Below are 24,126 nucleotides of genomic sequence, written 5' to 3'. Positions count from 1 at the left end.
GTGGCGCGCAGGAGGTCTCTTCACGTCCTGGGGCCGTACGTAGGTGTGAGGGCGAACGCGGTGGCTCCGGCAGCGCGCGTCGGCGCGGCGGAAGCCGTCGGCCCGGGGCCGGACGGTGTCCGGACATGGAAGGGCCCGGTTGCTGGCGACGGGGGATGCACCAGCAACCGGGCTACTTGAACCGTAACAAGAGATCGCCGGTTAGCAAATTCGATCGGCGGTCCCCACAACGGGAATTCCCGCCGGGAAGGGCCTGGTGTGACAGGAGTCACCGGTGGGCCCGCCGCCGGGGAAACCGGGGCGGGGGCCGCCGGAACGGCCCCCGCCCCCGGCCGTTCAGTTGAGCGTGACCTGTCGGTTGGTCAGTCCGCCGCGGGCCCGCCGCTCCTCGGCGGTGAGCGGTGCCTCCTCGGCGAGGGCGGCGGCGAGCCGCTCGGCGAAGGCGGCGGCCGGCTTCTCCACGTCCTCGGCCCCCATGCCGGTGGGCAGGTCCCAGACCGGCACCGTCAGCCCGTGCGCCCGGAACGACCCGACCAGCCGCGTCCCCTCGCCGAGGGAGGAGGCACCCGCGGCGTGCAGCCGCGCCAGGGCGTCGAGCAGTCGCTCCTCGCTGTGCGGCATGACCCACCGCAGGTGGTTCTTCTCCGGCGTCCGGCACCAGTAGGCCCACTCGACGCCGGCCAGCCGGGCCGTCGGGATGGCGGCCTCGTTGGCCCGCTCCAGCGAGGCGGCGACCTCCGGGGAGGTCTGCCCGGCCTCGGCCTCCGGCACCCAGAACTCGAACCCGCTGTGCACCTGCGGCTCGAACGGCGCCTCGGGGTCCAGCAGGTCCTGGAGCCGGGGCCGTTCGGCGGCGGAGGCGGCGGACTGGGCGGGCAGCCGCCGGGCCTCCACCGGCGTCCCCGGCTTGGCCTCCAGGGCGCGCAGCAGGGTCTCTGCCAGGTCGCGGCTGAGGTCGCCGGAGGGCGTGTCGTTCTGGAGGCCGAGCAGGACGGAGCCGTCCTCACGGCGCAGCGCGGGCCAGGCCAGCGGCAGCACGGTGGCGAGCGTCACCGAGGGCACACCCTCGGGCAGGCCGTCCCGCAGGGTGAGTTCGACGGTGGCGGCGGGCACCAGCTCGCGCAGCGCCACCCAGTCGCCCTCGCCGGCCAGCCCCTCGAAGGGGCGCTGCACCACCTCGGTCACGGCGTGCGAGGCGGCCCGGCCGTGGCACGCCTTGTACCGGCGGCCGGAACCGCAGGGGCAGGGTTCACGGGCGCCGACGACCGGGATCTCCCCGTCGGCGAGCTGTGCCTTCTTGCCCGGCTTCTGCGGACGCTTCTTGGCCATCGGATCTCTCCCGGGTACGGCTCGTCTGGTACGGCCGCGAGCCTAGCCGCTCCCCACCGGACCGACGCGGCGTCACCGAACCCGTCACCCCCGCGTGCGCGCGGCGCTGCGGGGGTTCGTACGGGCAAGCGCCCCCGCGACCCGGCGGGACTCGGGGGCGGGCGGACCCGCTCGGCCGGTGCGCGGGGGAGTGCGGGGTGCGCTCAGGCGAGGTCGTCGAGCGCGCCCAGCGCCTCGGTGAAGTCGAGCCCCGCCAGCGCGGAGACCGGCGGAGCGGTGATCCGCTCCGCGAAGTCCTCGCGCCGGTGACCGGCGGAGAGGAGGGCCCAGACGGTGAGTTCGCCGCAGGCGCCGTCGCGGGTTCCCCATTCCTCGGCGAGGGCCGTGATGATGTTGAGCCCGCGGCCGCCCTTGGCCGTCACCGACGGGGTGGACGGGACGGGGCGGGTCGGACCGCCGCCGTCCGTGACCTCCACCGTCAGCCGGCCGCGGTCGTCGACCCGCCAGCCGGCGCGCACGTCACCGTCCCCGATGGGGGCGTCGTCGAGCGGACGGCCGTGCCGGCAGGCGTTGCTCAGCAGCTCGGACAGGATCAGTACGGCGTCGTCTATGGCTGAATCCGATACTCCGCTCATCCGTAGCTGCTCGCGCATACGGCGTCGCGCCTTCCCCACGCCCGCAGGGCCGTGAGGAACAGCCATGCTCGACGACGTGGGCACTTCTTGTGCCACCACCAACGCCACCCCCGGACCTCCTTTGCCCCACGCCAGAGGGTGAATGCCCCATTGCATCCGACCGGAAACCGGCCAATCCGCTCCCGGCGACGCATTCGGCGGGCGCTGCCACACAAAGAACGCGCCGGTGTACTCCCCGTGAGGGAAATCAGAGGATTGGCGAGGCGTTTCGTCCCTGTATGGACCGGTTTGGTGAGGCGCCGAGTCGACCGCGAAGCGAAACAACCCCTTCCGCCATCGTGGCCCCTTTCACACTTTCCTTTCCCCCTCGCGGGCGTGTGAGCAGCGGTTCCGCTTTGCGGCAGCGCACACCCGGCGCGCGGGGGCGGATCGGCCCTGCCCTGCCGCGCGCCTTCCGCGCCCCCGACGGGGGTCCGGCCGGCCGGACCCGGACGGGGTCGGTTCTCAGCCCCGGCCGAGTTGTTCCAGCACGGCGCGCGGCCGGTTGGTGATCACCGCGTCCACCCCCAGCTCGGCGCAGAGGGCGACGTCGGCCGGGTCGTCCACGGTCCAGACGTGCACGCGGTTGCCGGCCCGGTGGACCTGCTCCACATAAGAGGGGTGGCCGCGCAGGATGCGGATGCTCGGCCCGGAGATGCCCACCCCCGGCGGCAGCCGGCCGTCCCGGTGGCGTACCCCGACGAACTGCATCAGCTGCACCGTCGGCAGGTACGGCGAGGCGGCGCGGACCCGGTGCAGCGAGCGGGCCGAGAAGCTCATCACCCGGACCGGCGACTCGGCGGCCGAGGCGGGCGACGCCAGCCCGAAGCGGTCGAGCAGGGCCATCAGCCGCTCCTCGACCTGCCCGGCCCAGCGCGTCGGATGCTTGGTCTCGATGGCCAGCTCCACCCGGCGCCCCGCGTCGCTCACCAGCTCCAGCAGGCGTTCCAGCGTCAGCACCGAGGTGCGCGCCGCGTCCCACTGCGGCTGCTCGCTCACCGGCGGCACCGGGACGGCGGTGTCCCGTCCGGCGCCCGGCCCGACCGGGCCGACCCGGGTGGTGTCCTTCCAGGAACCGAAGTCCAGGGCGGCCAGGTCGGCGAGCTCCAGGGCGGAGACGGCACCGCGGCCGTTCGAGGTGCGGTTGACCCGGCGGTCGTGGACGCAGACCAGGTGCCCGTCGGCGGTCAGCCGCACATCGCACTCCAAGCCGTCCGCGCCGTCCTCGATCGCCTTCCGGTACGCCGCCAGGGTGTGTTCCGGAACGTCCGCGGAGGCGCCCCGGTGGGCGATGACCTTGATCGGTTCCCGTGGTGTGGGCATCACCCGGTCATGGTGTCACCACCGGCGGGCAGACGCGCAAAAGAAGCACCCGGCGCCGGTCTCCGGCAGGGTGGAGAGGCGTGACGGGGAACCATCCCGGGCACGCACCCGTTTTGCCGGAAGTAAGAGGACGACGGTGGGTGCACAGGGTCGCCTTACGGCGCCCTGACGCCCGGTGGGAAAAGCTGACTGCGAACATCCGGACAGTCGGGCCGTACCGGGCCGCGACCGTGACCGATCGCCGTGGACCGAGGAGAACCAGCTGTGAGCACCGAGAACGAGGGCTCAGGGACCGAGGGCGCCGGGACCGAGGGCGCCGGGACCGAGGGCTCGCAGGTACCGCCTTCCGTGCCGCCCGCCCCGTCCGTACCCCCCGCCCCGGTGGACCCCGCCCGGGGCGGCCCGCAGCAGCCCGCGCCGGCCGGGGACTGGCCCCCGCCGCCGCCCCAGGGCGCCCCCTCCCCTTACGCCGAGCCTCCCGCCACCCCGGCGTACGCCGGCGGCGGTTCCTACGCGACCCCCGGCGGCGGCCCCGGCTGGGGGGCCTCGTACCAGCCGCCCGCCCCCGCCAAGGGCCGGCGCGGCGGGCTCGTCGCGGCCGTGCTGGCGGCGGCGCTGATCGCGGGCGGCGTCGGCGGTGGCATCGGGTACTGGGCGGCCAGGGACGGCGACTCCGGCTCGGGTTCCACCACCGTCTCCGCCTCCGACACACCGACCAGTGTCAAGCGCGAAGCCGGCTCGGTCGCGGGCGTCGCCGCCAAGGCGCTGCCGAGCGTGGTCACCATCGACGCCCAGGGCGGCGACGGCGAGGGCGGCACGGGCACCGGCTTCGTCTACGACAAGCAGGGCCACATCCTCACCAACAACCACGTGGTCGCCTCGGCGGCCGACGGCGGCAAGCTCTCCGCCACCTTCTCCAACGGCAAGAAGTACGTCGCCGAGGTGGTCGGCCGCGCCGAGGGGTACGACGTCGCGGTCCTCAAGCTGCGCAACAGCGAGGGCCTGGAGCCGCTGCCGCTCGGCAACAGCGACAAGGTGGCCGTCGGCGACTCCACGATCGCCATCGGCGCCCCCTTCGGCCTCTCCAACACGGTCACCACCGGCATCATCAGCGCCAAGAACCGCCCGGTCGCCTCCAGCGACGGCGGCAATTCCAAGAGCTCTTACATGAGCGCCCTCCAGACCGACGCCTCCATCAACCCGGGCAACTCCGGCGGCCCGCTCCTCGACTCCGGCGGCGCCGTCATCGGCATCAACAGCGCCATCCAGTCGGCGGGCAACGGCATGGGCGGCTCCGGCCAGGCCGGTTCGGTGGGCCTCGGCTTCGCCATCCCGATCAACCAGGCGAAGAACGTCGCCGAGCAGCTCATCAAGACCGGCAAGCCCGTCTACCCGGTCATCGGCGCCTCGGTCTCCCTCGAGGACAACCGCATGGGCGCCACCATCTCGGACGAGGGGCCCGGCGGTACCGCCGCCGTCTCGCCGGGCGGGCCCGCCGCCAAGGCCGGCCTGAAGTCCGGCGACGTGATCACCAAGCTGGACGACACCGTCATCGACAGCGGCCCGACCCTCATCGGCGAGATCTGGACCCACAAGCCCGGTGACACCGTGAAGATCACCTACGAGCGCGGCGGCAAGACCGAGAGGGTCGACGTCACCCTGGACAAGCGCGAGGGCGACGACTGAGCCGTTACTCTTGTCCCCGCGCCACCACACCCTAGGGTCCTGGTGGCGCGGGGAGGGTTGCCCGAGCGGCCTAAGGGAACGGTCTTGAAAACCGTCGTGGTGGCGACATCACCGTGGGTTCAAATCCCACACCCTCCGCAGAGGTACGGCCCCTGACCAGGCGCATCGGTCAGGGGCCGCTCACGTGCGGACTGCCTGTCAGGCCCGGTGCTCCCCGCGGTCTGCCGCCCGTCGGCACGGGAGGGGCACGGGCCCCCTCGTTTCGAGGCCACTCGGGGGCTCGCTGCCCTTGGCCTGCCGCGCCCTTCACCCGCCCTGATGGTCCGCTGACGGCCGCCGTTGTTCGCAGGGGTGTGCGTCGCGGTCGTCACGCGGTCGCAGACTCCGGGCGTCCGGCACGCGGGGCCGTGGCGCACGGCTCTCAGAGGCCGCGTAGTGCCTCGTGCAGATCGCCGTAGGCTTCCCAGCAGTCGATGCTGCCGTCGTCGTACAGGCTGCCCATGTACCAGTCCTCATCATCGGCGGGCTTCACGAGACACAGACCGTGGAATCCGAGAACGAGCTCCGGGCGGGGCATCGCGACGGCCCCGTCGACACTGACCCACCTCACCGGCCGTTCGGGATCCAGGGCGACAGCCTCCCGGTCCCCGGACGCATCGCGAATCTGCTGAAGGGTCCACCCGCTGGGGAGCCGCGCATCTGCCATCCGGGGATGTTGTCATCCGGCGGAAGGGGGCTTGCCCGTAGGGGGCTGGCCTTTCTTGACCTGGGGGTTGTCGGAGACCTTGGCGAACTGGGGCCTCACCGTTCAGAAGCGGTGGGGTGCGTGCGCCTGGTGGTCGTCGTCGGCCGGCGCCGGCCACGGCCGAGCGGCCTTGGAGGGCCCGGTGACGGCCCCCGCCGCCCTCGACCGCAGGGCCGGCGTCAACGACGCGCCCCGCCCCGCCTGGATCCCGCTGCCCTCGGCCCGTCACGACGGCGGGTGCGCCGACGCCACCCACGCGTCTGCTCCGCTGCGCCCCACCGGCTTCCACCACCCTGTCGAGGCGGTCGGCCGACCAGTTCTGACGCAGGGCAGGAAGACGCGGTCCGTGGCTCGTGCACACGTCAGCCGACGCGACTGCGCCCGATACGCCAGGTCGCGATCCCGTTGTGCGGTGTTTAAAAGAAATTGATCACACTTGAGGGGGAAGCGGGGTTCTTGGGAGGTTCCTGGCCGGGGTGCTGGGCAACTCTGTTCCAGCACCACGCAGCGCCTCCGAGTGGTCGGCCAACTACTCGGAGGGACAAGGCACTTAACCGGGAGTCCCCGGGCTATGGAGGAACACATGGCAAGCATCCGCACCGCTCGCGTTCTCGCCGCCGTCGCCGCGCTTCCGCTGGCCGCCGCCCTCTGTGCGGGCGTCGCCGTCGCCGACAACGGCTCGTTCGCCAACGACGGATCGAACGCGGCCGTGGCGACGGTCAACGGCAGCGGGGTCGGCGACGACAACAGCGGCAACTCCGCCACCACCCAGCAGCAGGCGGTCGGTTCGGGCGCCTCGAACGAGAACAACTCGGCCCAGGTCAACGACTCGGCCTTCACCTCGATCGACCAGTCCGACAAGAGTGTCCTGGTGAACTTCACCCCGCTCTGGTAGGCCCCGCGCCTCCCGGTCCTCATGGTCCGTACGGGGGTCGAAGGCCATGGGAGGACCTGCCCGCGCGGCGGTGCGTCACGCACCGCCGCGCAGTGGTGTGCCCGGGGCGGACCGGCCGCGTAGGAGCGGGCGGGCCGGCCGTGGCGCGCGGGACCCTCCTCGGGGCGTCTCCTCGCCTCCCGCGCGGCCCCCGGCACACGCTCTCCACCGCACCGTCCGCCGCGGGACCCGCAGTGGACGTGAAGAGACGCCCCTAGACACATTCCCCGGGCGTCCGCGACCGGGGGCCGCGCGTACGAGGTGTTCCACCGGTCCGTACGGAGGAAGCCGGGCGCGCCCTCGGTCCGGGGCCCGTCGGTGCGATCTTCACTCCTCACATGAGACGCCACATGATGATCAGAAGATGGGTCGCGCTGGCGGTGGCGGTGGCCTCCACCGCGGGTGCCGGGGTGTCGGCCGCGTACGGCGACACCGCCGGTCCTCCCCGGGCGGGCGCGGAGGCGGGCGCCGAGGCGCCAAACGCCGTCACGGGGCCCGACCCGGCGGAGCAGGCCCTCGGCGAGGCGCTCCCCGCGGGAGCCCCCCGTCCCGAGGGGGAGGCCCCCGGGCCGTCCCTGCGTCCCCTCCCGCGCCCCGAGGGCCAGCAGGGCGCCCCGGGCCGGCCCGCTCCGGCCCAACCCGCGCCGGGCGCACCCGAGTTCCCCGCCTCCTGGCAGCTCCCGGAGTTGGGCGCGGAGCTCCCGGCGGCGGCGAACATCTTCCGGGGCAAGGCGTTCGACACCTGCCACGCGCCCTCCATCGGCGTCCTCCGGAACTGGAACGCCTCCGACTACCGAGGGGTCGGGGTCTACTTCGGCGGCCGCGGCCGGGCCTGCCCCAACCAGCCGAACCTGACGCGGGAGTGGCTCACCGAGGCCGACGGTATGGGCTGGAGCGTCCTGCCGATCTACGTCGGCTCGCAGTCTCCTTGCGTCGGCGCGTCGAACAAGCAGCACGTGCGGATCACCGGCGACCCCGTCGAGCGGGGCACAGAGGAGGGCACGGACGCCGTGGCCCGCGCCGCCGCCCTCGGCATGAGCAAGGGCAGCGCGCTCTACCTCGACATGGAGGCGTACGACCACCGCAAGACGGGGTGCGCCGCGACCACCCTCGCCTTCGTCCGCGCGTGGAACCGGGCCGTCACCGACCGCGGCTATCTGCCGGGCTTCTACTCCAGCGCCTCCTCCGGCATCACCCATCTGGAGAGCGAGCGGCGGGCCGGTACGAGCGACCTGCCGGCGGCCATCTGGTTCGCGCGCTGGCAGCAGAAGCCCGACCTGTGGGGTGAGCCCGTCCTCGCCCGGGACGCCTGGGCGCCGGACGGCCGCGTGCACCAGTACACCGGGAACGTCAAGGAGACGCACGGCGGCAGTACCCTGACGATCGACCGCAACCAGGTCAGCGCCCCGGTGGCCCGTATCGGCTGAACGACGGGCGGGCGCGGGGCCGTCCGGTCTCCGGGGCGGCCCTGAACCGGCCCCCGGGCCGGCCTCCACCTCCAGGAGTGCCCGGCGGCCTCGTCCTACACCCACAGGGGGACGGGGCTTCGGGACCTGTGGGCGATCCGTGGGCAGGGCCCCGCTCCTAGCGTGGAGCCATGACAGTGACCCAGGTGTCCGTCCGCACCGGCACGTCGAGGGCAGGTGGTGCCCCCTCGGCGCGCTACCCGTCCTTCGCCTCCTACGTCGAGGCCCGCCAGCCCGTGCTGTTGCGGACCGCCCGCTCGCTGACGCCCAATCCGAACGACGCGGAGGACCTCCTCCAGACCGCGCTGGCCAAGACGTACGTGGCCTGGCCGCGCATCGAGGACCACCGGGCGCTCGACGGATACGTGCGCCGTGCTCTGGTCAACACGCGGACCTCCCAGTGGCGCAAGCGCAAGGTCGACGAGTTCGCCTGCGAGGAGCTGCCCGAGCCGGAGGTGCTCCCGGCGGTCGACCCGGCGGTGGCGCAGAGCCTGCGTGACGCCATGTGGCGGGCGATCATGAAACTTCCCAACCGCCAGCGCGCCATGGTCGTCCTGCGGTACTACGAGGACCTCAGCGAGGCGCAGACGGCCGCGATCCTGGGCGTCTCGGTGGGCACCGTGAAGAGCGCCGTCTCGCGCGCGCTCGGCAAGCTGCGCGCCGACCCGGAGCTGACGGCGGCCCGCTGACGCCCGTCGGCCAGGCGGTCCCCGGCGTCCCCGCCCGAGGGCTGGACCCGAACCCGGAACGGGGCGACACGTCGCCCTCGTCCTCACCTGCCCCTTTACCGCACCCTTCGCTCTGTTTCAAGACCTGCGGGCTAGTGACATACCGAGCGGTATGGGCTGAGAATCAGGCCAAACCTACTGCCGCGTAGCGCCCCCGGGAGGACGCCGTGCTGAGCACCATGCAGGACGTACCGCTGACCGTGACCAGGATTCTCATGCACGGCATGACGATCCACGGAACCTCGCTGGTCACGACATGGACGGGAGAGGCCGAGCCGCAGCGCCGCTCCTACCGTGAGATCGGCGAGCGGTCCGCTCAGCTCGCCCACGCTCTCAAGGACGAACTGGGTGTCCGCCCGGACGACCGTGTGGCGACCCTCATGTGGAACAACGCGGAACACGTGGAGGCGTACTTCGCCATCCCGTGCATGGGATCGATCCTGCACACCCTGAACCTGCGGCTGCCCGCCGAGCAGCTGGCCTGGATCGTCGGCCACGCGGCGGACAAGGTGGTCATCGTCAACGGCTCCCTGCTGCCGCTGCTCGCCCCGCTGCTGCCGCACCTGTCCTCGGTCGAGCACGTGGTCGTCTCCGGCCCCGGCGACCGCTCCCTCCTCGATGGGGCGACGCCCCGCGTCCACGAGTACGAGGAACTGCTCACCGGCCGTCCCACGCGGTACGACTGGCCGGAACTGGACGAACGCGCCGCCGCCGCGATGTGTTACACCTCCGGCACGACCGGTGACCCCAAGGGCGTCGTCTACTCGCACCGCTCCATCTACCTGCACTCCATGCAGGTCAACATGAGCCAGTCGATGGGCCTGACCGACGCCGACACCAGCCTCGTGGTCGTCCCGCAGTTCCACGTGAACGCCTGGGGGCTGCCGCACGCCACGCTGATGACCGGCGTCAACATGCTGATGCCCGACCGCTTCCTCCAGCCCGGCCCGCTCGCCGAGATGATCGAGGCCGAGCGGCCCACGCACGCCGCCGCCGTCCCCACCATCTGGCAGGGGCTCGCCGCCGAGCTGGCCGCCAAGCCCCGCGACGTCTCCTCGCTGACCCAGGTGACCATCGGCGGCTCGGCCTGCCCGCCCTCGCTGATGGCGGAGTTCGACCGGCTCGGCATGCGCGTCTGCCACGCCTGGGGCATGACGGAGACCTCGCCGCTCGGCACCATCGCCCGGCCGCCCGCGCACGCGGTCGGCACGGACGAGGAGATGGCCTACCGGCTCACGCAGGGCCGCTTCCCCTCGGGGGTCGAGGCCCGGCTGGCCGGGCCCGGCGGCGAGTACCTGCCCTGGGACGGCACCTCCGCCGGTGAGCTGGAGGTCCGCGGGCCCTGGATCGCCGGTGCCTACTACGGCGGCGCCGACGGCGAACCGGTCCGGCCCGACGACAAGTTCAGCGCGGACGGCTGGCTGAAGACCGGGGACGTCGGAGTCATCACCCCCGACGGTTTCCTCACCCTCACCGACCGTGCCAAGGACGTCATCAAGTCCGGCGGCGAGTGGATCTCCAGCGTCGAACTGGAGAACGCGCTGATGTCGCACCCGGACGTCGCCGAGGCCGCCGTGGTCGCCGTCCCGGACGACAAGTGGGCCGAGCGTCCGCTGGCCGCGGTCGTGCTCAAGGAGGGCGCCACCGCCGGCTTCGGCGCACTGCGGGAGTTCCTCGCCGGTTCCGTCGCCAAGTGGCAGCTCCCCGAGCGCTGGGCGCTCATCGAGTCGGTCCCGAAGACCAGCGTCGGCAAGTTCGACAAGAAGGTCCTGCGCCGCCAGTACGCCGAGGGCGGGCTGGACGTGACGACGCTGTAGCCGGGCCGGGCCGGGGCGGGCCGGGAGCCGGAGGCGGCCGGGACGGAGGAGGGGCGGTGCCCGCGTGGCACCGCCCCTTTCCGCTGTCCGTCCGTGCCCGTCGGTTCAGTTGGTGCCGATCTTCGCCAGCAGGTCCACGATCCGGGCCTGTACGTCCTCGCTGGTCGACCGCTCGGCCAGGAACAGGACGGTCTCCCCGGAGGCGAGCCTCGGCAGCTCCGCCGGGTCGATCCCGGCGGCCGTGTAGACGACCAGCGGCGTGTGGTTGAGCCGCCCGTTGGCCCGCAGCCAGTCCACGACCCCGGCCCGGCGGCGACGGACCTGCATCAGGTCCATGACCACGAGGTTGGGGTGCATCTGGGTGGCCAGGGTGACCGCGTCGGTGTCGGTGGTGGCCCGGGCGACCTGCATACCCCGGCGTTCCAGCGCCGCCGTCAGCGCCACCGCGATCTCCTCGCGCTCCTCGATGAGCAGGACGCGCGAGGGATGCTGCTCGCTGTCCCGCGCGGCGAGTGCCTTGAGAAGGACGGCGGGGTCGGCACCGTACGCCGCCTCGCGCGTCGCCTGTCCGAGGCCGGCGGTCACCAGGACCGGGACCTCGGCGGCGACCGCGGCCTGGCGCAGCGACTGGAGAGCGGTCCGGGTGATCGGGCCGGTCAGCGGGTCCACGAAGAGCGCGGCCGGGAAGGCGGCGATCTGCGCGTCGACCTCCTCCCGGGAGTGCACGATCACCGGGCGGTATCCGCGGTCGCTGAGCGCCTGCTGCGTGGAGACGTCGGGGGCCGGCCAGACCAGCAGACGCCGGGGGTTGTCGAGCGGCTCGGGCGGCAGCTCGGCGTCCTGCGGCTGGGGCTGCGGCTGGTTGGCCACCTCCACGGCCCCGTTGGGCCCGTCCAGGGGTTCCGGCCCCTCGGCGCCCTCGTCGGGCGCGCCGATCGCGTACGACCGGCCCTCGGCGGGGTAGCCGTCCGCCTCGGGCGCCGGTGCGGGCGCCGGTGCCGGTGCCGGTACGGGCGCACCGGGAGCGGGAGCGGGAGCGGCCTGCGGGACCGGTGCCTGAGGAGTGGCCTGCTGCGGCACGGGCGGCGTCGCGCCCTCCTCCGGAGCGGGGGGTGTGCCGAGCTTCCGGCGGCGGCCCGGCGCGGGTGCGGCCGGGGGCGGCGGGTTCTGCGGAGGCTGGGCCGGGTTGTTCAGCGGGCGGCGCTGCGGCTCGGCCGGACGGACGGGGGCCGCGAACGGCACCCCCTGGCCGAGGGTGCGCACACTGAACGCCCGGCTCTGCGCGGAGGCGGCCTGTTGCTCGGCGGACTCCGCAGGAAGCGGCTGTGCCAGACGCTGGGGCTGAGCCACCGGCGCCGCCGCGGATGTTTCACGTGAAACGGGTGTCTCCGGGCCCACCGACTCGGCAGGCGATGTTTCACGTGAAACAGGGCCAACCGAAGCCTCGGTGGGTGTTTCCCGTGAAACGGGCGTCTCGGTGCTCACCGGTTCGGCAGGTGATGTTTCACGTGAAACCGTCTCAGCTCCTGCCTGGAGACCGAGAACGGTGCCGGTCTGCGGTCCGGTGGTCGACTCCGGCACCTCGGCGGGTGGAGTCGCCTCAGGCAGGGGCAGGGAGCCCGTCGCCGTCGGGGGCACGGCCCAGCCGTCCGTGGCGGGCGGGGCCACCGGCGTGCCTCCGGCCGGAGTCGCCTCGGGCAGCGGAGCCGAGACGGACGGCAGCGGGTGCGGCTGCGGCGGGGTGTGGTCCAGCGCGGGGTGGCCGGCCTGCCCGTGGGCGGCCTCCGCCGGAGGGTGCTCCTCGCCCTGCGCCTGGCCGGGGCCGTCGGCGAGGGCCCGGCGGGCACGCCGGGGCGCGGGCGCCTGCTGACCCGGCAGCGCCTGCCCGGGCTGCGGCTGCTGAGGCGTGGGAACGCCGGGGTAGGCCGCACCGGGCGGAACCTGTACCGGCGGAACCGCGGGGTGCTGGACGGCACCCTCCTGCTGCGCCTCGGGCAGGCCGGGGGCGGCGGGCTGCTGGGCCGGAAGCCCGGCGGGCGGGGTGCCCTGGCCCAGGGGCTGGTTCGGTGTGCCCGGCGTCGGACTGGCCTGTGCCGCCCCGGGAACCGCGGGAGAGTCGGCCACAGGCGGGAGCGGCATCGAGGAGCCGGGAGCCGGGGCGGGGAGGGCACCGGGGGCCGGTGCCGTCTGCCCGGCCGCGGGTGCGGGCGGCGGGACCTGCGCGCCGGGCGCCGGAGGCCGGCCGACGGCGAACGGCGGCGTCAGTGGGGCCGCGGCCGGAGGCTGCGGAGCGGGCTGCCCGGGCTGGGCCGAGTCCGCCGGGAAGCCGGGCGGAACCGGAGCCCGCGGCGGGACGGCGTCCGGGAACCCCGGTACCGGAGGCATACCGTGCACGGCTGAACCGGGCGCGGTGCCGGCGGGGTGAGCCCGGGTCCCGGTGTCCGTGGCCGGGGCCTCGGCGGGGGAGGCGGCGGGCGCGGACACGGCGGGCGGAACCACGGGCGTCGGAGCCGGTGTCGCCGCACTCGGGGACGCCGCACTCGGGGAAGGAGTGGGGGCCGCCGGAGCGGGCGGCGGCACCGGGACACCCGGGGCGGCCGTGACCGGCGGGACGAGCTCCGTCGCCGGGGGACGGCCGGACGGCTGCGGGGGGACGGCGACACCGGTGGACGCGGCGGTCGGGCCGGCCGGCAGGGCCACCGGGGCGGACGGCGTCTGAGGGCCTGCCTGACCGGGGGAGACCACGGTGGGCCCTCCGGCGGCCGGCGCGACGGGGAACGCCTCGCCCGGGGCGCCCGTCGCGGCGGTGGGTGCGGTGGGTGCGGTGGGTGCGGTGGGTGCGGTGGGTGCGGTGGGTGCGCTCGGGGCGCCTGGGTGCGTGGCCTGAGCCGGAGCGACGGCGCCGGCCGGCGGTACGGGGACACCGGTCGCGGGCGGCTGGGCCCCGGCGGCGGGGGCCTGCGTACCGGCCGGCGGGAGGGCGGGGACGCCGGAGGCAGCCGGGGCCGGCCGCTGTGCGGTGGGTTCCCGCTGGTCGTCCGGAGCCTGTGCGGGGCGTGGCACGGCCGCGGTGAGTCCGGGGCGGACCCCGGGCGCGATGACGACGGCGCCCCCCGGCTCGGCGGCACCCGCGGGCGGCAGCGCCGGCTGGGCGGCACGGCGTCCGGACGCGGGCACCCCTTGCGGAGGCACGGTCCCGCCGAGCGCGTTGCCCGAGGCCGCCGTACCGGCGGCGTGCTCGGCGGCGGTGGTCACCGACCCCTCGGAGGTCGGGGCGGGCTCCTGGGGCGCGGCGGCCCGGCGGCGCCTGCGCCCGGTACCGCCTTCGGCGGCGCCGGTGGGCGCCGGCAGCGCGACCGCGCTGCCGGCCGCCGGGGTCTCGCCACCGTCCTGCCCGGCCTGGACGCCGTCCACCGGCGTCTCGTCGGCCGCCCGGCGCCCGCGGCGGCGGCCCGTGGGCGCGGCAGCCGGGGCCTGGCCGAGTTCGGCGGCCCCCTCGGCGGGGGTGCCGTCGGGGGAGGCGCCGAGGAAGGAGTCGACCGAGGAGCGCGGTGCGGCCCGTCGGCGGCGCCGCCCGTGCGGCCGGTCGGCCCCGGCCGACTCGGTGCCCGGACCGTCGCCGTCGGGTGCCTGAGCGGGCATGTCACCGGCGGGCAGGGCCTCCTGCTGCCGGGCCGGCACCGCCCCCGCTCCGTCGCCGAGGGGGATGTCGAGGACGTAGGCGCTGCCGCTCATGCCGGGCATGGCGTGGGTCTGCAGGACGCCGCCGTGGGCCCGGACGATGCCGCGCACGATCGGCTCGTGGACCGGGTCGCCACCCGCGAACGGGCCGCGCACCTCGATGCGTACCGCGTTGCCGCGCAGGGCCGCCGCGACGACCACCGTGGAGTCGATGTAGCCCCCGGCCATCGCCTGCGGGGTCTGCCGGGCGTTGCCGGTGGCGTCGATGCCGGCGACGTCGGCGATCAGGTGGGCCAGCGCGGTGGCGAAGCGGCGCGGGTCGATCTCCGCCTCGATGGACGGGGCGTGCACGGCGAACTGGGCCCGGCCGGGACCGATCAGCTCGACGGCGCCCTCGACACCGGCCGCGATGACCTCGTCCAGCAGCACCTTCTTGCGGTCCAGGCCGTCCTGCCCGGCGTCGAGGCGCTGGTAGCCGAGGACGTTGTCGACGAGGGTCGTCATCCGCGCGTACCCGGCGGAGAGGTGGTGCAGGATCTGGTTGGCCTCGGGCCAGAGCTGGCCGGCCGGGTCCGCGGCGAGCGAACCCAGCTCGCTGCGCAGGTGGTCCAGAGGGCCCCGCAGCGAGTCGGAGAGCACCGCGACCAGTTGCTCGTGGCGGGCGGAGAGCGCCTCGTAACGGTCCTTCTCCCGCTCGCCGAGTGCCGCGTACCGCTCCTTCTCACGCTCCGCCAGCGCCTCGTACCGCTCGGTGGATTCGCGTTCCAGCGCCTCGTACCGCCCGGCCGACTCGCGTTCCAGCGCCTCGTACCGCTCGCGGGAGCTCCGCTCCAGCTCCTCGTAGCGCTCGCGCGAGGAGCGCTCCAGCTCCTGGTACTTCTCGGTGGAGGAGCTCTCCAGCTCCTCGTAGCGCCGCTGTTCGCGCTCGGCCAGCTCCTGGTGACGCTTCTCGGCGGCCGCCCTCTCCTCGGCGTGCTCGGCGACCAGCGCCTCGTGCGCGCGGCGGTCGGTGAAGGTGACGACGGCGCCGACGAGCTGGTCCCCGTCGCGGACCGGGGCGGTGGTGAGGTCGACGGGCACCGGCGAGCCGTCCTTGGCCCACAGCACCTGCCCCCGCACCCGGTGCTTGCGCCCGGAGCGCAGCGTGTCGGCGAGCGGCGACTCGGCGTACGGGAACGGCTCACCGTCGGCCCGCGAGTGCAGGACCAGTGTGTGGAACTCCCGGCCACCCAGGTCCCCGGCGCGGAAGCCGAGGATCTGGGCCGCCGCCGGGTTGACCAGGACGACCCGGCCGTCGGTGTCGGTGCCGACGACGCCCTCGGCCGCCGCCCGCAGGATCATCTCGGTCTGCCGCTGCGAGCGCGCCAGTTCGGCCTCGGTGTCGACCGTCCCGGACAGGTCCCGGACCACGATCATCAGCAGTTCGTCGCCGGTGTACCGCTGGTCCCCGGGCCCCGCGCCCAGCTGCGAGGGAGCACCCCAGCCGGACTCCCGCCCCTCGGCGAGACTCGCGCTGGTCACCTCGACAGGGAACTCGGTGCCGTCCGTACGCCGGGCCCTCATCCGTGTCGGCCTGGTGCGGCCCTGCTCGTCGATGGTGTCCGGGCGGCGCATCGATCCGGGGATCAGCCGCGAGTCGAACTCCGGCAGCAGATCGAGCAGTCCGCGCCCGACCAACGCCGTGCCGGGTGCCTCGAGACGCTCCAGCGCGATGGTGTTGGCGTTGACGACCGTGCCGTTGCAGTTGACGAGCACCAGGGCGTCGGGGAGCGCGTCGAGTATTGCTGCGAGGCGAGCAGCGCCTCGTGATGGCCTGCTGCTCACGACGACGGTTCCTCCCTGATCACTGCGGTTTGCCGACCTCTCGGGTCATCCTGTCCCCGGGTCCGCAGCCTGTCACGGGAGGGAGTCTACGGGCAGACCGGTCCCCGGGTGCCGGATGAGTGGGAGGTCGCACGGAGGAGGTGTGTGCCTTGTGCGGCGGCCGCGTCATGATCCGGTCGAGGGCAGGACGGGGACGAGCCGGTCCCACTGCGAGATCCGGCAGCCGTCGGTACGCGTGAACGACGCGTCCACGGACCGCCCCCGCCACGTCCCCTCGATCCGCGCGGTCGCGTCACCGCCGTACTGCATGGTGCACATCGCGTCCCGCGGCACCGGCGCGAACGGGTCCTGGCCCTCCACCGCCAGCTCCGCCAGCCGCCCGCACGCCCCCCGTACGTCCGGGTGGTCACCGCCGGAGGGCCGGCACCGCAGCTCGTACGTCCCGTCCCCCGCGCCCGCCTCGCGCACGGTCACCGTCAGCCGGTCCTGCGCCCCGCCGAGCCCCGGCCCCGCGCCGAGCCCCGGCCCCGCGCCGAGCCCCGGCACCCCGATGGGCGGCGGCACGGGGCCGGCGGGTCCGGACTGCGCCTGCGCGGCGAGCGGTACGGCACCCAGCAGGGCGGCTGTGGCGGCGAGGGCGAGGGCGGTACGGCGCAGCAAGGCGGGCTCCAGATCGTCCGGTGCAGATCGCCGGGCATTCCGGCCCCCTGCCTAACGCCTCACCGCCGCCGACGTTCCGCCCCGGAACCACGCGAAGAACGCTTTGCCTAGCAGGCGTCGCGCCTAGTACCTTGGGTGGCGATTGGTGACGGGCCACCTGGCTGTGTCATCATCTGGACGCACCTTCGCCGCGCGAGGGTGTGCTGGAGGCGTCGCCTAGTCCGGTCTATGGCGCCGCACTGCTAATGCGGTTTGGGGTTTACCCCCCATCGAGGGTTCAAATCCCTCCGCCTCCGCCTCACCGAAGCCCCGATCGCCCAGCGGTCGGGGCTTCGTCGTGCCCCGATAGGGATCGTGCGGGTCTCAGGGCTTGCGCTCCGGCCGCGGGCGGAAGCGGAATCCCCGGCCGTCACCTCCCCCACGGGCCCCGTCGAGCCGCGTCCCGCACTCCGGCCACCCCGGCGCCCAGCCCTCGCCCGTCTGAACGTCTCCGCAGGTCAGCGTGGGTGGGCTAATCGGATTTCGCCTCACGCCGCAGGTCATGTAATGTTGTCCACGCAACGCCGACCGGGGCGAAAAAAACCCGGGAGGCACAAGCACTCGTAGCTTAACGGATAGAGCATCTGACTACGGATCAGAAGGTTGCAGGTTCGAATCCTGCCGAGTGCACAGCAGGCGAGAGGCCCCCAGGAGAGATCCTGGGGGCCTCTGGCGTTGTCGGTGGGGTGGTGGACCATGTCGGTATGGCTGTGACGATCCGAGTCGATGACCGGCAGGTGCGGTGTCGCGGGGCGGGTTTCGGGCCGGGGGACGCCGTGTCGTGGTGGCTGACGGAGGCCGAGGCTGGTGAGCATCCGGAAGTCGTCGGGGCGGTGCGGGCGGCGGAGGTCGAGATTCACGAGGAGCACCACGGTGGGGCCGGGGAGGGCGTGGTGACCTGGGTGAAGCGGTCGAAGGCCGGGGAGAGGGCCTGTCGGCACGAGGTTCTGGGGGTGGCGTGCGGTGGCGGGGACTGCCGGGTTCGTCCCGGTCGTTCGGGCCGACGGGCGGGGTGGGAAGCGGGCGGGAGCGGGGCCTCGGTGGTGTCTGGTTACGGCTGAGCCGGTGGTGGGGTGAGAGTGGGAGCCGTGTGGTGGTGCAAGGGGATGGCGTGGCGGGGTGAGTCGCCCGTGCTCGGGTGGTGGGCCGAGGGGCGTGGTGAGCGGGGGAGCGTTCTGCGGGTCGGGGAGGTGCTGGCCTTTCGGGTGACGGGCGGGCGGCGGTGTCTCGGCGTGTGGCGCGGCGGGCGGCGTACGGCCTGTCCGGACCAGGCGGAGATGGCGGCCGCAGGTACGCGCGCGCAGTGTGAGGGGTGCGCGCGGTTGGACCGGGCGCGGTCGGTGGCGGCGGACACGATGGCGGATGATCCGCGGCCGTACGCGGTGTATCTGGCGTGGTTCGGGCCGGGAACGGTGAAGGTCGGGATCACGCGCGAGGACCGGGGAGCCGCGCGGCTGCTGGAGCAGGGGGCGGTGGCGTTCGCCTGGCTGGGGCGGGGGCCGTTGATGGCGGCGCGGCGGGCGGAGCAGCTGCTGCGGGCGGCGTCGGGCGTGCCGGACCGGGTGTCGTACGCGCGGAAGCGGTCGGTACGCGGGGAGTTGCCGTCCGCCGAGGCGCGGGCGGGGGAACTGGCCGAGCTGCACGGGCGCGCCGTCGGGCTGGCCGGGTGGCCGGAGGCGCTGGAGCGCGCGGAGTTCGCCGTGGTGGACCACGGCGGGGTGTTCCGGCTGGCGGAGACGGAGTGGAGCGGGGCCGAGGTGGTGGCCGGAGGCTTGCGGGACGGGGCTGTCGTGGCGGGGCGGCTGGTGGGCGCGGCCGGGCCCGATCTGCATCTGGCGCGGGGCGGGGGGCGTGGCCCGGTGCTGGTCGTGGACACGCGGTTGATGGCCGGGTGGCGGCTGGCGGCGGCCGGGGCGGACGCGGCGACGTCGGGGGTGGAGGTACGGCCGCTGGGGCCTTCGCATCGGCAGGGCGGGTTGTTCTGACGGGCGGGTCACGTTCCGGTCGGGCGGAGTCAAGCGCGGTCGGGCGGTCGGGGCCGGCCGAGCCGGGGCCGGGGGGGTGCGTGGGCGGTCGTTCTGGAGGGCGGGCGTCCCCGGCCGCGCCGCGCCGGTGCCGGGATCAAGCCGGCGTCCGCCGGGCGACGGGCGTTCCGTGCCCCGAGCTGTGATCGGGATTCCGGGGCGTGCGCGCTGTCGGGCGCCCGCGCCCCCGCCTGCCCCGGCACCCGGCCGGGATTCTCAGCGGATTCATAGGTTCCGCTCAGTGGGTTCTCAGGGCGGGCGGCCACGCTCGGCGGCATGAGCCTGACGATGGGTGTGGAGCGGAGTGCCGCGGCGCGGCGGGAGGCGTCGTCGGTGGAGGCTGTCCGGGTGTTGCTGGTCGCCGGGGGCGGCGGGGCCGCGCTCGGGGCGGCGTTGCGGGCCGAGGGGTGGTGCGTGGTCCGGGCCGGGTCGGAGTTCGTGCCGGTGGCACGGGAGTTCCGGCCGGACGTGGTCGTGCTGGACGGAGTGCCGGCGGATGTGCGCGAACGGCTGGCGCGGCTCGCGGAGGTGCTGCCCGAGGTGCCGGTGCTCTTCGTGAGCGGGGACGGGGCGCGTGCGGTGGCCCGGGTACGGGCGCTGGTCGAGGCGGCCGGCGGCCGCACGCCGCGCCTGGTCGTGGGGGACCTGGTGATGGACGAGGACGCACGTGAGGTGACGCGTGCCGGAGTCGCGGTCCGGCTCACCACGACCGAGTTCGAGCTGCTCCGCTACTTCATGCGCAATCCGCGTCGTGTGCTGAGCAAGGCACAGATCCTGGAGCGGGTCTGGGGCGCGGGCACCGAGGCGCGCGGGAACCTGGTGGAGCTCTACGTGTCGTACCTGCGGCGGAAGCTCGACGTGGGCGGGGCGGGGGCCGGGCCGGTGATCCACACGAGGCGGGGCGCCGGGTACGTGCTGAGGGCGGCGGACGCGGGCTGAGCCGGGCCGCCGCCCTTCGGGGGCGTCGCGGAGTTCGCGGGGGTGGCCACGGCGGGCCGGTCCTGAGCCGGACACGGTGCCCGCGGACCTCAGAGCCTGGTGGGCACCGACGCTCGCCGCCTCAGCAGGCGGCCTGCGCCTCAGCAGGCGGCCTGCGCCTCAGCAGGCGGTCTACGCCTCAGGGGGCGGTCTACGCCTCGGGGGGCGGCCGCCGCTTCAGCAGACGGCCTGCGCCTCAGGGGGGCGCTCGTCGCCTCAGCCTGCGTCCGCCGCCTGCGCCCCGCTCCCCCGACACCCGGTCAGCGTCGGCCCAGTCGCAGCTCGGCGACGACCGGCAGGTGGTCCGAGGCGGAGCCGGTCGGGGCGGTGCGGGCGGAGCGGATCTCCACGCCGGCCGAGACGGCCACGTAGTCGATGCGGCTTTCCGGGGCGGTGGCCGGGAAGGTGGGCGCGCCCGGGTCGGCGTCGCGCAAGGTGGCCCAGAGCGGGGCGAGTTCGGGGGCGTCGGGCTGGGCGTTGAAGTCACCGAGGAGGAGGTGGGCGGGGCAGCGGCGGGGGCAGGGGCGGTTCATCACCTGGAGCATGTCGGCGACCTGGGCGGTGCGGACGGCGGGGTCGGGGCGGTAGTCGAGGTGGGTGGCGTAGACGTCGAGAGGGACGCCCCGGACGGCGACGGTGGCCTGGAGGAAGCCGGGGGCGGGCTCGGGCCGCGGGTTCTCGCCCTGGGTGGAGAGCCGGGTGATCTCGTGGTTGCGGACGCGGAGGACCGGGTGGCGGGAGAGGACGGCGACGCCGAACTCACGGCGCGGAGCCGTGGGACGGGAGGCGGCGGACTCCGGGGCGAGGCTGTAGATCGGCCCGAAAGCGACGTGCATTCCCAGCCGGTGGCCGAGTTCCCGGGCGAGATCGCGCCATTCGCTGCGCGCGCCCCAGTGCACGTCCACCTCCTGGAGGCCGATGACGTCGGCGTCGAGCGAGCGCAGGGCGCGCACCTGCCGGTCGAGGTCGAAGGCCTCGTCCGCGCCCGCCCCCGCGTGGACGTTGTAGGTGGCGACCCGGAGCGGGACGGAGCGCCCGGTGGCCGGATGGGCGGTGGCGGAGGCGGTCAGGACGAGCCCGATGGCCAGAAGCAGAGGTACGACATGGCGTCTCAAAGCCAGGTGGATCCGCATGATTGCCTCTTTCCCGGTGGATGGTGAGCCCGGGCACGCTACCGGCGGAGGCGGGGTTTTACACCGTAGAAGGCGAGCCTTACGGTGTATAAGTGCGTGCCGGCGGGACTGGGTCCCGTCGCGCGCTCACCGGACCGCAGTGAACGCGCCGCCCGCGCCCAGGACCCCGAGGAGCCCCCGGATGACGGCAGCCGCCGAGAGCCCGGCCCCCGCGCCAGCCCCGGACGCCGCGGACCCCGCGGCCCAGGGGCAGGGACACCCGCAGCGCTGGCTCATCCTCGGGGTGATCTGCCTGGCCGAACTGGTGGTGCTGCTCGACAACACCGTGCTGACCGTGGCCATCCCCTCGCTCACCCGCGAGCTGGCCGCCTCCACCGCCGACATCCAGTGGATGATCAACGCGTACGCGCTGGTGCAGTCCGGGCTGCTGCTCACGGCGGGCAACGCCGCCGACCGGTACGGGCGCCGCAAGATGCTGCTGACCGGGCTGGTGCTGTTCGGGATCGGGTCGGTGGTGGCCGGGCTCGCCACCACCTCGGCGCAGCTCATCGCGGCCCGCGCCGGAATGGGGGTGGGCGGCGCGCTGCTGCTGACCACCACGCTCGCGGTCGCCATGCAGATCTTCGCGCCGCGGGAGCAGGCGCGGGCCATCGGTATCTGGGCGGCGGTCAACGCGCTGGGCTTCGCGGCCGGTCCGCTGATCGGCGGGGTGCTGCTCAACCACTTCTGGTGGGGCTCGATCTTCCTCATCAACGTGCCGGTCGTGCTGATCGGCCTGGTCGCCGTGGTGGCACTGGTGCCGGAGTCGAAGAACCCGCGCGGCGACCGGCCGGACCTGCTCGGCGCGCTGCTCTCCACCGTCGGCATGACCTCGCTCGTCTACGCGATCATCTCCGGCCCCGGGCACGGTTGGAGCTCGCCGACCGTGGTGGCCGGTGCCGGACTCGGCCTCGCCGTGCTGACCGGGTTCGTCCTGTGGGAGCTGCGCATTCCGCATCCGATGCTCGACATGCAGTTCTTCCGCGACAAACGGTTCACCGGCGCGGTCGCGGGCGCGGTGCTCATCACCTTCGGCATGGGCGGCTCGCTCTTCCTCCTCACCCAGCACCTGCAGTTCGTCCTCGGCTACGGTCCGTTGGAGGCGGGCCTGCGGACCGCGCCGCTCGCCCTGACCGTGGTGGTGCTCAACTTCTCCGGCGTCTCGGCCCGGTGGACCCAACGGCTCGGCACCCCCGCCGCGGTCGGCGTCGGCATGTCGATGCTGGCCGTCGGCGTCACCGCGATCGCGCTGTTCGCCTCGGACGGGTACACCGGTGTGCTGGCCGGCCTGCTCTTCATCGGCGTGGGCTGCGCGATCGCCAACCCGGCGATGGCGCTGGCCGTCATGAGCGCGATCCCCAGGGAGAAGGCCGGGGTCGGTGCGGGGATCAACGGCACCCTCGCCGAGTTCGGCAACGGGCTCGGGGTCGCCGTCCTCGGCGCGGTGCTCAACTCCCGGTTCGCGGCGCTGCTCGGGGTCGGGGCGGCCGGGTCGTTCCCGGCCGCGATGGCGGCGGCCGGCTCCGAGGAGAGCCGGGAGCGGGTCACCGACGCGTTCGCGACCGGCCTGTCCACCAGCCAGTTCGTCGGCGCCGCCGCCGTCCTCACCGGCGGCCTGCTCGCCGCGTACCTGCTGAGCCGCGCGGAGCGCGCCGCCGCGCCGGATCCCGCCCCCGCCGAGGAGGGTGGCCCCCGTGCCGCGTGAGCCGCGCCGCCCCGCCGCCCCTCCCGAGGCCGCGCGGGAGGCGCCCCCCGGTGCCATCGGCGAACCCGCCGCGGGCCCCGGCGTACCCGCGCAACCGCTCCCGCCCCGGCCCAGCATCTGGCTGGCGGCCGCCGACACCGAGCGGTCGCGACCGGCCAGGCCCGCCACGCGGCACGGGCTCGACCGCGAGCGGATCACCGGGGCCGCGGTGCGGCTGCTGGACGCCGAGGGACTGGCCCGGTTCTCGATGCGGCGGCTGGCGGGCGAGATGGGCGTCACCGCGATGTCCCTGTACTGGTACGTCGACACCAAGGACGACCTGCTGGAACTCGCCCTCGACGCGGCCTTCGCCGAGCTGGCCGGGGCGGAAGGACAGGCCGGCTCCGGTGACTGGCCCACCGGGCTGCGGGAGCTGGCCGCGGGGTACCGCGCCCTGCTGGTCCGCCATCCCTGGGCGCCGGTGCTGGCGGGCACGTACCTCAACATCGGCCCGCACTCGATGGCCTTCTCCCGGCGCCTGCGGTCGGTCCTGGCGCGGACCGGGCTGGTGCCGGAGGACCGGGCGGGCGCGCTGGCGGCCGTCACGCAGTTCGTGCACGGCTTCGGCACCGTCGAGGGGCACTACGCCGAGCGGTCCCGGCAGGCGGGGATGACCGAGGACGCGTACTTCCGGCACGTCATGGGTGCCATCCGGGAACACCCGGAACTGGAGGGGGACTTCGCGGAGCCGGGGCGGCTGGAGGCGGAGCGCGGCGGGCGCACCGTGGAGGAGATGCGGGAGCGGGACTTCGCCGTCGCCCTCGACCTGCTCGTCGCCGGGATCGAGGCGATGGCCGCCCGGGCGGCCTGAGCGGCCCCGCCCGCCCGGTTCCGCGGCCCGCCGGGCCGGGACCCGCCGGTGGCGACCGGGCCCACCACTCGGGGGTCCGGATGAGCGACTCGCCCTGCTTCAGCGTGGCGGCGCGGGACTCGTCCCAGTCCGGGTGTTCCCCGGAGATGACGCGGAAGCACTCGACGAGCGGCTCGACGGAGGCGGGGGCGTCGATCACCTCGGCGGTGCCGTCGATCTGCACCCAGGGGCCGTTCCAGTCGTCGCTCAGCACGACGACGGCGACCTTCGGGTTCCGTGGGCGTTCCCGGGTCTTGGCGCGCGCGGGACAGGGGGAGACGACGATCCGGCCCTGCCCGTCGACGCCGCGGGTCAGCGGGGACGCCTGCGGAGAGCCGCCGGCGCGGGCCGTGAGCAGCAGGGCCCCGTGCCGGGGCCGGACGAGGTCCGGCAACTCGGCGCGGTCGCGCCGGGTTTCGGTGGCGAGGGAGGGAGACATTCCCGCACCCTGC

16 protein-coding genes, 3 tRNA genes and 2 pseudogenes are annotated in these 24,126 nt (G+C 74.6%); 13 read left to right on the top strand and 8 right to left on the bottom strand.

Annotated elements, in window-relative coordinates:
- Window positions 1-336: 336 nt before the first annotated feature.
- From Sdia_RS04505 to Sdia_RS04495, 3 genes and pseudogenes are all read right to left on the bottom strand, one after another.
- Window positions 337-1,329 (bottom strand): DUF5926 family protein, encoded by a 993-nt coding sequence (locus tag Sdia_RS04505; RefSeq protein ID WP_100457504.1) that lies wholly within the window; start codon window positions 1,327-1,329, stop codon window positions 337-339.
- Window positions 1,330-1,532: 203 nt separating this feature from the next.
- Window positions 1,533-2,158 (bottom strand): annotated as a pseudogene (locus Sdia_RS04500) (ATP-binding protein).
- Window positions 2,159-2,468: 310 nt separating this feature from the next.
- A complete protein-coding gene (locus Sdia_RS04495; RefSeq protein ID WP_100457506.1) occupies window positions 2,469-3,326 on the bottom strand; it encodes a glycerophosphodiester phosphodiesterase family protein in 858 nt (285 codons plus the stop codon).
- 264 nt (window positions 3,327-3,590) lie between these two features.
- Between Sdia_RS04495 and Sdia_RS04490 the strand changes: the two genes are divergently transcribed.
- Together Sdia_RS04490 and Sdia_RS04485 are read left to right on the top strand one after the other, a co-directional pair.
- Window positions 3,591-5,012, top strand: coding sequence for a S1C family serine protease (locus Sdia_RS04490; RefSeq protein WP_189500046.1), 1,422 nt, complete (start codon window positions 3,591-3,593; stop codon window positions 5,010-5,012).
- Window positions 5,013-5,063: 51 nt separating this feature from the next.
- A tRNA-Ser gene (locus Sdia_RS04485) sits at window positions 5,064-5,150 on the top strand.
- Between the two features lie 283 nt (window positions 5,151-5,433).
- Here the strand turns inward: Sdia_RS04485 and Sdia_RS04480 are convergent.
- Window positions 5,434-5,718 (bottom strand): hypothetical protein, encoded by a 285-nt coding sequence (locus Sdia_RS04480; protein WP_229830696.1) that lies wholly within the window; start codon window positions 5,716-5,718, stop codon window positions 5,434-5,436.
- Window positions 5,719-6,340: 622 nt separating this feature from the next.
- Between Sdia_RS04480 and Sdia_RS04475 the strand changes: the two genes are divergently transcribed.
- The 4 genes from Sdia_RS04475 to Sdia_RS04460 all read left to right on the top strand — a co-directional run bounded on the left by Sdia_RS04475 (window position 6,341) and on the right by Sdia_RS04460 (window position 10,702).
- A complete protein-coding gene (locus tag Sdia_RS04475; RefSeq protein WP_100457585.1) occupies window positions 6,341-6,652 on the top strand; it encodes a hypothetical protein in 312 nt (103 codons plus the stop codon).
- A 377-nt stretch (window positions 6,653-7,029) separates the two neighbouring features.
- On the top strand, window positions 7,030-8,118 hold the full coding sequence (locus tag Sdia_RS04470; protein WP_229830680.1) for a DUF1906 domain-containing protein: 1,089 nt from the start codon (window positions 7,030-7,032) through the stop codon (window positions 8,116-8,118).
- Between the two features lie 170 nt (window positions 8,119-8,288).
- Window positions 8,289-8,846 carry a SigE family RNA polymerase sigma factor gene (locus tag Sdia_RS04465; RefSeq protein WP_115067629.1) on the top strand — a complete coding sequence of 186 codons (558 nt, stop codon included), beginning with the start codon at window positions 8,289-8,291 and terminating at the stop codon, window positions 8,844-8,846.
- A 206-nt stretch (window positions 8,847-9,052) separates the two neighbouring features.
- Window positions 9,053-10,702 carry a long-chain fatty acid--CoA ligase gene (locus Sdia_RS04460; protein ID WP_189500045.1) on the top strand — a complete coding sequence of 550 codons (1,650 nt, stop codon included), beginning with the start codon at window positions 9,053-9,055 and terminating at the stop codon, window positions 10,700-10,702.
- Window positions 10,703-10,807: 105 nt separating this feature from the next.
- Here Sdia_RS04460 and Sdia_RS04455 read toward each other — a convergent pair whose 3' ends face one another.
- Both Sdia_RS04455 and Sdia_RS04450 read right to left on the bottom strand, forming a co-directional pair.
- Window positions 10,808-16,207: a PAS domain-containing protein gene (locus Sdia_RS04455; RefSeq protein ID WP_189500044.1), complete on the bottom strand. Its 5,400-nt coding sequence runs from the start codon at window positions 16,205-16,207 to the stop codon at window positions 10,808-10,810.
- 165 nt (window positions 16,208-16,372) lie between these two features.
- The gene (locus Sdia_RS04450) at window positions 16,373-16,867 is read right to left on the bottom strand and encodes an SSI family serine proteinase inhibitor (protein WP_100457511.1); all 495 of its coding nucleotides are present in this window, start codon (window positions 16,865-16,867) and stop codon (window positions 16,373-16,375) included.
- 205 nt (window positions 16,868-17,072) lie between these two features.
- Here Sdia_RS04450 and Sdia_RS04445 point away from each other — a divergent pair.
- The 5 genes from Sdia_RS04445 to Sdia_RS04430 all read left to right on the top strand — a co-directional run bounded on the left by Sdia_RS04445 (window position 17,073) and on the right by Sdia_RS04430 (window position 19,869).
- Window positions 17,073-17,163 (top strand) — tRNA-Ser (locus tag Sdia_RS04445).
- A 300-nt stretch (window positions 17,164-17,463) separates the two neighbouring features.
- Window positions 17,464-17,536, top strand: a tRNA-Arg gene (locus Sdia_RS04440).
- A gap of 74 nt (window positions 17,537-17,610) precedes the next feature.
- On the top strand, window positions 17,611-17,967 hold the full coding sequence (locus Sdia_RS30680) for a DUF6578 domain-containing protein (RefSeq protein ID WP_366484477.1): 357 nt from the start codon (window positions 17,611-17,613) through the stop codon (window positions 17,965-17,967).
- A gap of 45 nt (window positions 17,968-18,012) precedes the next feature.
- Window positions 18,013-18,891, top strand: coding sequence for a DUF2797 domain-containing protein (locus Sdia_RS04435; protein WP_181843926.1), 879 nt, complete (start codon window positions 18,013-18,015; stop codon window positions 18,889-18,891).
- A 315-nt stretch (window positions 18,892-19,206) separates the two neighbouring features.
- Window positions 19,207-19,869: a winged helix-turn-helix transcriptional regulator gene (locus Sdia_RS04430; protein WP_100457513.1), complete on the top strand. Its 663-nt coding sequence runs from the start codon at window positions 19,207-19,209 to the stop codon at window positions 19,867-19,869.
- Between the two features lie 299 nt (window positions 19,870-20,168).
- Here Sdia_RS04430 and Sdia_RS04425 read toward each other — a convergent pair whose 3' ends face one another.
- Complete coding sequence (locus Sdia_RS04425) at window positions 20,169-21,041, bottom strand: endonuclease/exonuclease/phosphatase family protein (protein ID WP_189500043.1); 873 nt, start codon at window positions 21,039-21,041, stop codon at window positions 20,169-20,171.
- Between the two features lie 181 nt (window positions 21,042-21,222).
- Here Sdia_RS04425 and Sdia_RS04420 point away from each other — a divergent pair, with 181 nt between their 5' ends.
- Together Sdia_RS04420 and Sdia_RS04415 are read left to right on the top strand one after the other, a co-directional pair.
- Window positions 21,223-22,785 (top strand): MFS transporter, encoded by a 1,563-nt coding sequence (locus Sdia_RS04420; RefSeq protein WP_100457515.1) that lies wholly within the window; start codon window positions 21,223-21,225, stop codon window positions 22,783-22,785.
- A gap of 55 nt (window positions 22,786-22,840) precedes the next feature.
- Complete coding sequence (locus tag Sdia_RS04415; RefSeq protein WP_100457588.1) at window positions 22,841-23,635, top strand: TetR/AcrR family transcriptional regulator; 795 nt, start codon at window positions 22,841-22,843, stop codon at window positions 23,633-23,635.
- A 41-nt stretch (window positions 23,636-23,676) separates the two neighbouring features.
- On the opposite strand, the pseudogene Sdia_RS04410 reads toward Sdia_RS04415, so the two are convergent.
- A pseudogene (locus Sdia_RS04410) lies at window positions 23,677-24,113 on the bottom strand (TIGR03618 family F420-dependent PPOX class oxidoreductase); the annotation flags it as partial.
- Window positions 24,114-24,126: the final 13 nt, after the last annotated feature.

Source organism: Streptomyces diastaticus subsp. diastaticus (genome assembly GCF_011170125.1).
Classification (GTDB): Bacteria; Actinomycetota; Actinomycetes; order Streptomycetales; family Streptomycetaceae; genus Streptomyces; species Streptomyces diastaticus.
Note: the sequence above shows the minus strand (reverse complement) of the source record. Positions and strands in the feature narration are given on the sequence as shown.